This is a genomic window from Clostridioides sp. ES-S-0005-03, assembly GCF_020658455.1.
Taxonomy (GTDB): Bacteria; Bacillota; Clostridia; order Peptostreptococcales; family Peptostreptococcaceae; genus Clostridioides.
The window spans coordinates 671472-685614 of the sequence record NZ_JACVWI010000002.1 but is presented as its reverse complement, the minus strand read 5'-3'; the positions used below and the strand labels follow the sequence as shown (position 1 = coordinate 685614).

The window sequence follows — 14143 nt, the reverse complement described above, 5'->3', positions numbered from 1 at the left end:
AATAATTAGATTAAAGATTAAGGTATTATACTTATCATATATGATATTATAATAGCAAGATATATTAAAACTCTATTTAAATAATTATATATAATTTTTATGGGATTATATACGATTGTAGATACTATATTTGTATCTAGATTTGTAGATACAAATGCTTTATCTGCAATTAATCTTGTCTGTCCTATTATTAATATTATTGTTGGACTTGGAACCAGGCTTGCTACTGGAGGAAGTGCTATTGTAGCTTGCAAGATGGGGAATGGATATGGATGGAGCAAAGAAAATTTTTACTTTGATTATATTATCTGTAGCTATAATTGGAATACTAATTACCAGTATAGGTTTACATCATCTATGTTTACAGCATTATCTAATGGAAAGATATCTGCAATATTATCTTTTTTACGTACATTTGGTTTTATAACTATAGGTTTATTGACATTACCAAATATCTTGAATATAGATGGAATATGGTTAGCAGTGCCAATTGCTGAGTTTTTAACCTTATTTTTAACAGTTAGTTTTATATATAGATATAAGAATAAGTATAACTATATATAAATACAATAATAAATATAATTAATATATATCTTTTTCGACTGTACATCATTTAGCCCATAAGTAACGATTTTTCATTTATTTATGGGCTTTTATTGTATTCTTTCCTTTGGATTCATTCCTTAACTGACAAGTTTGTTCCTAACAACAGTACGATTTTAATGTTCTTTTACCATTTTGTTATCCATATACTGAATAATCAAATCAGCACCAAATTCATTACCACCTGCATTTCTAATTTCTTTTTGCATAAGCAATATACTTTGAGCTATAGTCGAATCATTAAGAACAGCTAAGGTAGAATTTTTAAGAATGTCACTTGTAATGTGTTTGTGAGAAATCTTTTTTCCTAAGTTTAAGCGTTCAATTTGCTGTGCGTTAGTTGGTTGGTCACTTATAAACGGAATAACCACCATAGGAACGCCAAAATAAAGAGACTCCATAACACTATTTAAGCCACCATGAGTTATAAAAACACTTGCTTTTTCTAATATTTCAAGCTGTGGTACAAAAGGGAAAATATAAAAATTATTTGGTATCTTACCTAAATCTGATATATTTATTGAATTACCAACAGATATAATGACAGTTACATTTTCATCTTTAAAAGCATTGATACATTTTTTGTAAAATGACATTGCTTTATTTACAATTGTACCTAGAGAAATATAGACCAAATTATTTTTTGATTTTGGCAATATAAATTCATTTTTTTTATTACGTTGATAAATAGAGGTACCCAGAAACTTAAATTTATTTTCTGAAAAATCTTCTGCATATGGTTGGAATTTTTTTACAGTATATACAAGATTAAGTTCTGGAGGATTTTCAGTAATCTCTTTTAACCAAGAATCAGTCTTTAATTTAATTCCCTTTGACACTTTTTTAGTCCATCTACGACATACCCATTCAAAACGAAATACACTTAACACGCCACCCGAATTAATAAATTCTTTCATCAAAACTTTATTAGTAGCTGGTGCAGTAATAATCCTAATAACAGGTTTATTGAATCTCTCTGCTATATGTTTTCCTAGAAAGAAAAAATGCTCATAAATAATTAAATCGAATTCATGTGCTACCTTTATAGAGGCTTGATAGACATTTTTTATTTGAATAGAAAGTTTTTCGTTATCTTCATAATAAAGGAAATCAGCTCCCACTTCTAAGACTTTATCTTTCCATTCTTCAGTTAGTAAGTATGTTACAGAATTACCTCTATTCACTAATTTTTCCACTAACCCAAGGGTAGGGTATACGTGTCCAGAAAAAGGTAAATTTATAAATAAAATTTTCATAATCAAACCTCCTTAAAATGTTTTTATTATATATTCACTTTGTAAATATAAGAGGTGGAACTTTTAACGTTCTACCTAAAAATTCAGAAATAACTGTATGCTGTTTATTTTTATTGGACCTTATTATTAACTAATTTGTAAAATAGTGAAATGCTCTAATGATTTGTAAAATAGCTCTTGCTTAGAGCTAAAATAATGATAAAACATTCCAACTTCTCCATTAACCTTATTTAATATCATGCTAACAGAGATGATTTCATACCCATACTTTAAAAATAATTGAATAGCAGAATCTAGTATTTCTTCTCTTTTTCCTCCTTCTAAAGCAGATTTTCTTGCCATAAAATTAGCATCTTATTCAAATAAACAGAATATTGTTCTGTTTATATTTTATAATACGATTTAGATAAAGTCAATTATAAACAGAATATTGTTCTTATAATATAAAATATTAAAGCTTACACATGTGGAAGTATGATACAAATCTTTAATTATTTATCTTAAAATATTCTAGGTGTTATCATTAAGACTATTACTGTTTTCTTATTAAAGCTATAAAATCTATATAAAATTAATTTTCTAGAGTTCTTAAAAGATTATTACTGCGATTTTAAAGGTGTTACTTTGACTTTTTTAGTGATTGATTTTATCTATTAGAAATGTTACTATTAGTAATATAAAAGGAGAGTAAATAAAATGGACAAAATTATTTTAGGATTACTTATGCTTAAGAAGCTGACAATTTATGAACTGAGAAGTATCATAGAAATGAATTTCACTTCTATGTGTAGCAACAGTATGGGAAGTATTCAAGCAGCAATAAAAAAGTTGCTTGAAAAGAAGATGATAGTGTATGAAGAGTTTGTTGAAAATAGTGTCAATAAGAAATTTTATGCATTAACGGATGCAGGAAAAGCATGTTTTTTAGAATGGGTAGAGACGTCTATGGTTGCAGGTAAAGTGAAGGATATGGAATTAAGTAAATTATTTTTTATGGGATTTGTTCCAACGCAAAAAAGATTGTCACTAATTCAATCTTATATTGTTGACCTCAAAAAGGAAAGAGAGCAGTTGGAGAATATCAAAATACAAGACATCAATGTTGCAAAATTACAGTATATTACCTATCTAGAAGAAAACCAAGAACAGTTTAATCACTTTTTACAAGATACTGAACATTCCAACATACAAAGAGATATTCAAGATATAATTGATTTTGAGTTATTGACCTTAAAGTTTGGAATTGATAGGACAAATTTTGAAATAGCATGGTTTGAAAATTTAAAGAAGAAATTAATTAATGAGTGGCCAAACAATAGTCAGAATTAAGGAAAAGGGGGTAGCTAACATGAAAGGAACTGTAATAATAACTGGAGCTAATTCAGGGATAGGAAAGGCAGCAGCATTTAAGTTTGCATCAGAGGGTTATAGGATTATAATGGCATGTCGTAATATTCAGATTAGTGAACCCGTGTGTCAGGAAATTATAGCTAAAACTAAAAATATTAATGTGGATTTGCTTCAACTAGATATTTCATCGAGACAATCAATTTATAGTTTTTGTGAGACCTATAAAAAAAAATACAATGTATTGGATATCTTAATCCATAATGCTGGACATTTTAAACATGGAGAAAAAAATTTTCAACGAAGTATTGATGGTATAGAATTAACATTTGCTACCAATCTATTTGGGCCAGTTCTTATGACCAATTTATTATTGGATATGCTTGCTAAATCAAAAAATCCTAAAATTCTAAATGTATGTAGTACAAATATAAAGCATTTTTTTGATGAAAGAAGAAAAATTAATTTTGGAGTTTTAAGTGGTGAAACTGTAGAAGATAAAGAATATAATTCTTATAAAATTTATGGAGATTCTAAAATAGCTTTACTTATGGTTACAAGTATGATGAAACAAGAATACAAGCCTTATAATATAAGTGTAAATGCAATTATGGTTCCAGCAACAAAAATGAGTAAAGAAACAATTAAGAAATTTAATTCGTATTGGAAAGTACTTGCATTTTTACAAAACATTATTATACCAAAATCAGAAATTATTGGAGAGGCTTACTTTTCGATTTGCACCTCTAATGTTTATACAGGTATGACTGGAAAACTAATAAATCACCAAGGAAAGATTGTTGAAATGGCTAATGACTCAATATCATTTATAAAAAGCATTACAAGCACAGATGTTTATCCACCTTATGTCAATAACAAAGAGACAATAGAGAAAGTATGGACTATATGTAAACAATATGTTGAAAATGCTAAATGTAATTTGCTAGCATAACACATATAATTCATAAGGTTATTATAGCAACAACATAATCTTATTAATATTTCTAAAAGGATGGAATATTCTTGATAATTCTGTTCAAACTTTATTTAATTGTTTGAATTAATATGAGAAAGATTACAATTAGCTATAATTTAATTTATAATTGATATGTACTTGATTTTGTTTAATTATTTGAATATACTTTAAGCAGAACGCATAGAGTTAGAGGGTTAGTAGATAAAAGACAATAACTCTTTATTAGGAGTGATTTTACTATGGAAACATACTTTGATAAGAAAATATTACTTGTTGATGATGAAAGAGATATAATAAATTTAATTGAGGAAGTATTGATAAAGGATGGCTTTAAAAATATTGTTAAAGCTTATAATGGCTTAGATGCGATTTCTTTGTGTAAGATAGAATGTCCAGATGTTGTTATTCTCGACATAATGTTACCTGATGTAGATGGCATAGAAGTGTGCAAAAAAATTAGAGAGTTTTCATATTGTTCAATTCTCTTTCTTTCATCAAAAGATGATGATATTGACAAAATACTTGGTCTTAGTAGTGGAGGAGATGATTATATAACAAAGCCATTTAGTCCAAGAGAAGTTGTTTTTAGAGTCAAAGCTCAGTTGCGTAGACAACAATATCAAAGTGTTGTATCATCAGAAAATTCAATAATTAGGTTAGGTAATATTACAGTTGATACAGAAGGATGCCGTGTGTATAAAGATGAAAATGAAATTGAGTTAACAGGTAGAGAATATCAACTTTTAAGTTATATGGCTCAAAATTTAAATAAAATTATAGGAAAAGAAAGTCTTTATGAACAGGTATGGGGTGTATATAGTAGTATATGCGACAATACAATTATGGTACATATAAGACATCTAAGAGAAAAGATTGAAGATAATCCTTCAAATCCTAAAATACTTATAACAGTCAAAGGGCTTGGATATAAGCTTGTGAATAGAGTTGATTAGGCTGAATTTTAGTAGTTGTTTTTTAGGCACTCATTTATGAGTGCCTATTAATATGCTTATATTTTAGTAAAATATTTACGATTTCAAATTAAATACCTTGTCAATCCAACCTTTATAAAACTTTTCTTCGTGAGAAACTAAAATAATACTTCCCTTAAATTGTTTCAAAGCATTTTGTAAAGCGTCTTTTGTTTCTGCATCAAAGTGGTTAGTTGGTTCATCTAAAATCAAGAAATTACAAGGTGACAACATCATACAACATAATTTAACCTTAGACTGTTCACCACCACTTAGTGTGGAAACACTTCTTGAAACATGTTCTTCTTTTACACCACACTTGGCTAAAGAGCGTCTGATTTCCTTTGTGCTTAATTTTGGATATATATCTGCCATTATTTGAAGTGGTGTTTTAGTAGGATTTTCCCATTTTAAATCCTGCTCATAATAACCAATTTTTATCTGGTCTGAAAAGAGGAAGCTTCCAGAAATACAAGGGATATCTTTAACCAATGTTTTTAACAAAGTGGATTTACCAATTCCATTAAATCCAGTTATAACTACTTTTTGACCTGCATTAACAGAAAAATTTAATTTTGGTAGTAATGGATAATAGTATCCAACTTCAAGATTAGTTACTGTGAGTGCGTTTTGCACAGATATTTCAATTTCTGCAAATTGGATACATGGTTTTCCTGTAAAGTTAGGAGGAGCTATTTTTTCTATTCTATCCAATTGTTTTTGTCTTCCTCTTGCAATTTTTGAATTTACACCAGCCTTATTTTTACGTATAAATGTTTCTTCTTTTTCTATTTTCTTTTGTTGTGCTTGATATTTTCTAATATAATCCTCTCTTAAGTGTGATTTTTGTTTAAGAAATTCTGAGTATTTTCCATGATACTTTTTAATCATTCCAAATTCTATATCGAGAATACCTGTGGAAATTTTTTCTAGAAAGTCGAAATCATGGGAGACTACAATAAATGCACCTCTAAATGTATTTAGATAATTGGCAAGCCATTCAACATGCTCTTTGTCTAAAAAATTTGTTGGTTCATCTAATAATAAAACTTCATAATTAGAAAGTAGTAATTTTGCCATAATTACTTTTGCTCTTTGACCTCCACTAAGTTCCCCAATAATACGATTCATTCCTATTGAATCTAGTCCAAGACCATTTGCTACCTTATTTATTTCATTGTCTATAGAGTAGAAATCACTTGCTATTAATTGCTCTTGATAAGTTGATGCCTTAATAAGTTGTTGCTCATTTCCAGATATAGAACTTTCTTGATATAGCAAATTCATTTCTTTCTCTATTTTATAGAGGTCTTCAAATGCAGTGTGTAAATACAATGATATTGTTGTATCTCTATTAATATCTGCATATTGGTCCAAATGACCTATTTTGATATTAGGTTGCCACTTAATCTCTCCTGTATCTGGGATAACTTCTCCTAATAAAATTTTAATTAAGGTGCTTTTACCTACACCATTTTGGCCGACCACACCTATATGTTCGCCTTTAAATAAATCAAAGTCAGCTTTTTCGTACAGTGATTTATCCATAAAACATTGTGATAAATTATTTACTTTTAATAAACTCATAATTCAAACTCCTTTTTTACTATAAAAATTTTATGAAAATAAAAAAGCAGAGGAATAGCATTATAAAATGCCGACCTCTGCTTTTGGAAAAACAAAAGGCCATAGATAAGCATTGCTATCTATGGCCATAAAATCTATATATCTATCGGCAAATAGGTAAATTTAAATAAGCATAGCTAAAAAACTACACTAAACCTATATTTGCCGATGAAGATAGAAGCTTTAAGCTTCCAGATTAACCTCTACACAACGCTTCATCATATACATTTGTGTAGAGTTAAGTTTTCTAACAAGTTTAACTAATTTTATATAAATCATAATTATTCACATCCTAATCTCAATATTAATTCTAATTCATTTATATTTAAATTGCACTATTGTACTTTTGATTTTTTTCATTTAATTTAATACATATATCACTAATTATAGCTTAAATCATGTTATCATAATACCTAATTATAGTCAATATAAAAGATATTTTTACACGAGAACTTTTATAATACAATAAGTTTAAGTTATATTATAAAAATAAAGGATATGAATTAATTACAATAAAATAGAAGCTACTTACAAGATTTTAAAAAAGTAAATAGCTTCTTTTATTTGAATATATTTTAAAATATTTATATCTGTATAATATATAAATATTTAAATTATAGCAATTCTCCATATTTTTTTATAAAGATTTTTTTTAACATAGTTACCAATACCATATAAGATAAGATAGTAAAAATTAACCCTATAAAATAGATGTTTGGCAGTGGAATCATACCAATAGCATTTCCAAATGATGTATAAGGTATAATAGTTCCAATTGTAATTCCTATTGTTGTTAAGAGCGTTAGTCTCCATGAAGCTCTACTTTTAACAAATGGAATGTGTGGAGTTCTTATCATATGAATAACCAATGTTTGAGACCATAAAGATTCTACAAACCATCCTGCATGAAATAGAGATATAAAACCAAGTTGACTTGTAGTATCTAAGCTATGAAAACTTCCGCCAAATACTCTTGGACATATGAAAAAATACATTAATATATATGTTGTAATATCAAATATTGAACTAGTTGGACCAATCCAAGTCATAAATTTACTTATAGATGATGAGTCCCATTTTCTTGGGATTTTTAGATAATCATCATCTACATTATCCCATGGAATAGTTATACATGAGATATCATAGATTAAGTTTAGCACTAAAATTTGAATTGGTAACATTGGTAAAAATGGTAGAAATGCACTTGCTATTAATACAGAAAACATATTGCCAAAATTAGAACTTGCTGTCACTTTTATATACTTTATAATATTTGCATATGTTTTTCTTCCTTCAATAACACCTTCTTCTAATACCATAAGGTCTTTTTCAAGCAGTATAATATTTGCACATTCCTTAGCAATATCAACAGCTGTATCAACAGATATTCCAACATCAGATTCTTTCATAGCAGCAGCATCATTTATACCATCACCCATAAAACCAACCGTATGACCATTTCTACGAAGAGATGCGACTATACGAGATTTTTGCTCTGGAGAAAGTTTTGCAAATATACTTGTACATTTCACCATTTCATCAAGTTTAGTATCACTCATGTCTTCTATATCTGAACCAAGTAGGATATTTTTAACTTTAATGCCTACTTGTTTACAAATACATTTTGTTACTGCATCATTATCACCAGTTAGGACTTTTACATCAACTCCATTTTCAAGTAATGCTTTTATAGCATTAGCTGTACTTTTTTTTGGAGGGTCTAAAAATGCAAGATAACCTATTAAAACCATGTTACTTTCGTCAGAAACTGAAAAAGAATCTATAGGTGAAGGGTTGTTTTTTTGGGCAATGCCTAAAACTCTCATCCCCTCATCATTATACTTAGAAACAGTTGTAAGAATTTCCTTACGTATTTCATTAGTGATTAACTGAATATCACCTTTATATTCAACATGAGTACAAATTGATAGCATTTCTTCAATAGCACCTTTTGTAATAAGCTGAGTTTTTCCTAGTTTATTTTTAACAACTACACTCATTCTTCTTCTATTGAAATCGAATGGGATTTCATCAATTTTTGTGTAGTTTTTCCAAAGTTCTTGCATACCATTTTCATTTGCATGGTTGATAATAGCTATATCCATAAGGTTCTTAAGACCTGTTTGATGGTAACTATTTAAAAATGCATGACGAAGAACTCGTCTATCTTCCTTGCCATGAATATCAAGAGAATATTCTAAGATTACTTTATCTTGAGTCAAAGTTCCTGTTTTGTCAGTGCAAAGTATATCCATAGCGCCAAAGTTTTGGATAGAACTTAAGTTTTTAACAATAACCTTTTTCTGTGACATAGCAACTGCTCCTTTTGCAAGGTTTGCAGATACTAACATTGGTAACATTTCTGGTGTAAGTCCAACTGCTACTGAAAGTGCAAACAAAAATGCTTCTGTCCAATCACCTTTTGTAAAGCCATTTACAAAGAGAACAATTGGAACCATGACAAACATAAATCTTATAAGTAACCATGAAACTGAATTAACACCCTTTTCAAAACTTGTTATAGTTTTTTTATTTGTTATTTGTTGAGCAATAGAACCAAATATAGTACAATCACCTACTGCAATGACAATAGCTATAGCTGAGCCACTGATTACATTACTACCCATAAATGCAAGGTTGTCTAAATCAAGAACATTATTTGAAGTACTTTTTTTAGTATTATAAAACTTTTCTATTGGTTCACTTTCTCCTGTAATAGAAGACTGACTAACAAATAAATCTTTAGATTGTAATATACGTACATCAGCTGGAACCATATCACCAGCAGTAAGATGGATAATATCTCCAACTACAACTTCTCTTAGTGGTATTTCCACTAATTCTTTAGAATTACGCATAACTGATATAGTAGTATTTACCATTTCACTTAGAGCTTGAGCTGCTTTTCCAGAGCGAGATTCTTGAATAAATTGCAATAGACCACTTATAGTTACCATTGTTAAGACTATAATAACTGTAGTTGCATTTTTATCATCAGGTTTTGCTAAAATAACATCTGTAATAAAGGAAATTATAGCTAAAGTAAGAAGTACAATAGTAAAGGGATTTATAAAAGATTTTATAAGTTTTTTTATAAAAGAATCACCTTTTTTTTGAGTGATTTCATTTTTGCCGTACTTATCTTGCATTTTATTAACCATTTTTTCACAATAGCCATTATAAGAATTTTCATATTCGTTTAATAAAATACAGGCGCTCATTGTAGCTGAATCAATTAAACGTTCCTTTGAAGTTGAACTAGATAAAGTTCTTGTAATAAATTTTTTATTTAATTTTTTTATCATGTCTAAATCCTCCTTAATAATTATCTGTTTTGTACAGAAAAAAGGAAGTAAAGACATAAGCCTGTGACGAAAACACATCGCTTATTTTATATTTATTAAAAACAGGTAGAAGAAATAAGACGTACAAAATAGTACATGTATTCTTCAAATAAGTGACTACTTCGCCCGACAGGGCTTATGCTACTACTACTTCCTACGTCCATTTTCTCCACCTCCTAAATTCAAAATATATAAACCTATAATAGACAAATAGGTATTAAAAAATCCCTTGTCAAAGCAAGAACAATGACAAGGGATTTAAATCCATATAAAAATAACCAAGGTATAAAAACCTAAGTATATTTATAAAACAGTACAAACTGTTTCATTCATCGTTCAAGCTTTAACTTCATAGGGCGATGAAATTGCGTTAGATTATGCCTTGGAATCGACATAAACTGTTGACCTTCTCATAGTGTCTCCACTATTTTGCGGCAGCAACCCGTATCCCTATGGTAGCCTCACCTACCGAAATATTTAATTTCTCTAAAATTGTAAGCTATAAAAAAATATTTGTCAATAGCTTGAAAAAAACTAAGTACAGTTAATATTTTCTATTACTTGCTATAAATTACATATTTTTCCCTAGCAGAATATATTCATAAAATATTGCGACTTATAAAATCAAAGGTGTAGTATTGTTGAACTTTTAATGGTATGCTAAGATATTTATATAATTATAATAAATAAAAATATATAATTACTATATAAAGTTATACTTTTAGAGTAATCACTAAAAATATATGTTTATTTATTCTTAGATAAACATATATTTTTTTAAGTATTAAGTATAATGATAAGTTTATGTATGATATAAATCTAAGTAATGTATTATTAGAATGATTATAAATAATTTGAGGGAAGGTTTTATATGAGGGGGGATAAAGTTTGTGTCAATTAAGAGACTGATTTTCATCGTATTTTTAATTAATTGTATGATATTTATGTGTTTTCCAATACAATCACTTGCAAAGACAGAAAAACGTGTTATAAAAGTAGGTTTTTTTGATTTTGAAGGATATCATGATTATGATAAAAATGGAAATAGAAATGGGTATGGATATGAATATCTTCATGAGATTGCAAAGTATACTGGCTGGACATATGAGTATGTATCTGGTACATGGGAAGAGTGTCAAACTATGTTAGAAAATGGACAGATTGATTTACTTACTTCTGCACAATATACAAAAGAACGTGCTGAGAAATTTGATTTTTCAGAGGTACCTATGGGAAGTAGTTATGCACGACTTACAGTAAAAAGTGGAAATTCAAAGTATACACCAAATGATTATAAAAATTTTAATGGAATAAAGGTTGGACTACTTTATGGAAATAGTAGAAATGAACATTTAAAGAAATTTGCAAATGAAAAAGGATTTAATTACACATTTAAATATTTTAAAAATCAGGAAGAATTGGAAAATGCATTAAAAAGTGGAAAAGTAGATGCTATATTAACTAGTAGTTTGAGAAAAGTCAAAAATGAAAGCGTAATTGCGCAATTTGCTCCATCCCCATTTTATTGTATTGTAAAAAAAGGTAACACTGAACTGTTACAAGATGTAAATGAAGCTTTAGAAGATATTGAGATGGACAATCCAGCATATAAGTTTAATTTATATAGTAAGTACTATCAGTCTAGTAATAAAGATACATTTATTCTTTCCAGGGAAGAAAGCAATTACTTAAAAAAAAATAATCATATACGTGTAGTAAGTATGCCAAACTCATATCCATTATCATATTTAGATACAGGTAGACTTAAAGGTATTGTACCAGATATATTTGATTTAATTGTAAAAGAGCTTGGATTAAGTATAGATTATGTAAAAGCTAATTCATATAAAGAATCGATTGATATGGTAAAAGAGGGAAAGGCAGATGTTATATGTTTTTTTAATTCAGATTATGGGTGGTCAGAGCAGAATGGAATTAAGATTACATCTCCTTATATGACATTGAACTATAGCATTATAACTAAAAATTATAAAAATACCAAAATTGATAATATAGCTGTTGCTGAGAGCGATACATTCAATGATGAGTATATCAAAGAACACTATAAAGGTAGCAATATTCAAAGATATAAATCTGAAGAAAAAGCTATAAATGCAGTAAAAAGTGGAGATGCAGATGCAGCATTTGTAAATACATATTCTGCTGAAGACTATATACAAAAAGATTATAATAATTTAAAAGCAATTCTAGTTAATGATTATAAAACTAATATATCTTTAGGTGTTGGAAAAAATATAAATCCAACATTATATTCCATTTTGGATAAGAGAATAAATGCACTTAATAAAGATGAGTATTCAGAAATTATTGCAAAGCATACAATTTTTCAAGACTATAAAATTAGTTTATCACAGTATATTCATCAGCATCCAGTTCAAACAGTTTTAATTTCTTTTTGTTTCTTTTTAGTTATAATAGCAGTACTTTCTTATGTTATTGCAATCAACAAAAGACATTCCAATCATATTTTTGATTTGGCATTTAAAGATGTAGAGAATGGAGTTTGGAATTACAATGGATTTGAAGATCAAGCACCACGAATTCTAGAAAAGCATAGAGAAAAATTTTATACAGTAATTGCTTTTGATATATCTAAGTTTGCTATCATAAATGAAAATTATGGTAGAGATTCTGGAGATATGATTATAAAAGAAGTTGCATCAGTTTTGAATAGAGTTATTGGAGACAGGGCATTAATAGCTCATGTAAAAGCAGACCATTTCCTTTTGCTCCTACCCTATGATTTAAAAGAAGATTTGGAATTAACTCTTATTGATATAAGTAAAAGTATTTCATACTTTGAAGTTAAGGGGATTGGCATTAAAGTAAAGGCAAACTTTGGAGTATATATTATCAAAGAGCAAGACATTGTTATTACAAAGGCTATTGATTATGCTGAAATTGCTAGAAGAAAAGCAAAAAGAAGTAATTCATCTATTATATATTTTGATGAATCTCTTAGAGAAAGTCTTAACAAAGAAAAAGAGATTGTTGATAGGATAGATTATGCATTAGAACATAATGAATTTCAGGTTTATTATCAACCTAAGTTTGATATGAGAACAAATAACATTATTGGTGCAGAAGCACTTGTTAGGTGGAATCATAAAGAACTTGGATTTATGAATCCAGGAGAATTTATACCTATACTTGAAAAGAGTGGTGGAATTATAGATGTTGATTTTTTTGTGTTAGAAGAAGTATGTAAGTTGACAAGATTTTGGATAAGTTCTGGAGTTAAACCCATTTCAATCTCTGTGAATCAATCAAGAGTACATTTTCAGAAAAAAGATTATATAAATAGATTACAAAGTTTGCTTGCTAAATATGATATACCTAAAAGCATCATTGAACTTGAGATAACTGAAAGTCTATTTGAAAATGATAGTATATCAAATGATATGATAAATGAGATTAAGGAACTTGGTTTTTTAATTTCTGTTGACGATTTTGGTTCTGGATATTCTTCATTACATCTTCTTAATCAAGTTTCTGTAGATATTCTTAAAATAGATAAATCTCTCTTAGATAATTCTGAAGGAAAAGGTAAGGTAGGTAAGATTATTAGTAAAGTAGTTGAGATGGCAAATGACTTGGGATTAGAGGTGATTTGTGAGGGTGTTGAGAGGATAGAACAAGCAGAATTTTTAATGAGTATTGATTGTTACTATGCACAAGGTTATTTGTATGCAAAGCCTATGCCAAAAGATACATTTCTTAAAGAAGTAGATAAATTTAAAGGTATGTAAAAGGATACATATAATATATGTATATAGAGAAATACATATATTATTAATACTAAGTAATGATTGTAATTTTATAAATATATAAATTATAATCATTACTTTTTTTATAAAATAAAAAAGTTTGTTACTATAAAATAATAATTCGAAGAGTATTAGCTTTACACTTAGAAAAATTTAGTTGATATACAATAAAAATACTAATTTTAATTTAGTTTAAATATTTTAAGTGTGTCATGTATGTTGTATTTAATTA

The 14143-nt window shown here is 28.0% G+C and carries 9 protein-coding genes and 1 riboswitch; of the genes, 5 read left to right on the top strand and 4 right to left on the bottom strand.

What is annotated here, in order from left to right; genetic code table 11:
* Positions 1–99: 99 nt before the first annotated feature.
* Positions 100–564 (top strand): hypothetical protein, encoded by a 465-nt coding sequence (locus IC218_RS12150; RefSeq protein ID WP_227435640.1) that lies wholly within the window; start codon positions 100–102, stop codon positions 562–564.
* A 155-nt stretch (positions 565–719) separates the two neighbouring features.
* Here IC218_RS12150 and IC218_RS12145 read toward each other — a convergent pair whose 3' ends face one another.
* Complete coding sequence (locus tag IC218_RS12145) at positions 720–1859, bottom strand: macrolide family glycosyltransferase (RefSeq protein WP_227435642.1); 1140 nt, start codon at positions 1857–1859, stop codon at positions 720–722.
* Positions 1860–1985: 126 nt separating this feature from the next.
* Positions 1986–2201 (bottom strand): TetR/AcrR family transcriptional regulator, encoded by a 216-nt coding sequence (locus tag IC218_RS12140; protein ID WP_227435644.1) that lies wholly within the window; start codon positions 2199–2201, stop codon positions 1986–1988.
* Between the two features lie 354 nt (positions 2202–2555).
* Between IC218_RS12140 and IC218_RS12135 the strand changes: the two genes are divergently transcribed.
* The 3 genes from IC218_RS12135 (at position 2556) to IC218_RS12125 (ending at position 5135) form a co-directional block, all read left to right on the top strand.
* A complete protein-coding gene (locus tag IC218_RS12135; RefSeq protein WP_227824520.1) occupies positions 2556–3188 on the top strand; it encodes a PadR family transcriptional regulator in 633 nt (210 codons plus the stop codon).
* 19 nt (positions 3189–3207) lie between these two features.
* Positions 3208–4158, top strand: coding sequence for an SDR family NAD(P)-dependent oxidoreductase (locus IC218_RS12130; RefSeq protein ID WP_227824519.1), 951 nt, complete (start codon positions 3208–3210; stop codon positions 4156–4158).
* Between the two features lie 263 nt (positions 4159–4421).
* Positions 4422–5135 carry a response regulator transcription factor gene (locus IC218_RS12125; protein WP_227824518.1) on the top strand — a complete coding sequence of 238 codons (714 nt, stop codon included), beginning with the start codon at positions 4422–4424 and terminating at the stop codon, positions 5133–5135.
* A gap of 75 nt (positions 5136–5210) precedes the next feature.
* On the opposite strand, the gene IC218_RS12120 is transcribed toward IC218_RS12125, so the two are convergent.
* Positions 5211–6740 carry an ABC-F family ATP-binding cassette domain-containing protein gene (locus IC218_RS12120; protein ID WP_227824517.1) on the bottom strand — a complete coding sequence of 510 codons (1530 nt, stop codon included), beginning with the start codon at positions 6738–6740 and terminating at the stop codon, positions 5211–5213.
* A gap of 653 nt (positions 6741–7393) precedes the next feature.
* Positions 7394–10084: a magnesium-translocating P-type ATPase gene (mgtA, locus tag IC218_RS12115; RefSeq protein ID WP_227824516.1), complete on the bottom strand. Its 2691-nt coding sequence runs from the start codon at positions 10082–10084 to the stop codon at positions 7394–7396.
* Between the two features lie 360 nt (positions 10085–10444).
* Positions 10445–10603, bottom strand: a riboswitch (M-box (ykoK) riboswitch).
* Between the two features lie 410 nt (positions 10604–11013).
* Here mgtA and IC218_RS12110 point away from each other — a divergent pair.
* Positions 11014–13893 carry an EAL domain-containing protein gene (locus tag IC218_RS12110; protein ID WP_227824515.1) on the top strand — a complete coding sequence of 960 codons (2880 nt, stop codon included), beginning with the start codon at positions 11014–11016 and terminating at the stop codon, positions 13891–13893.
* The last annotated feature ends 250 nt before the right edge of the window (positions 13894–14143 follow it).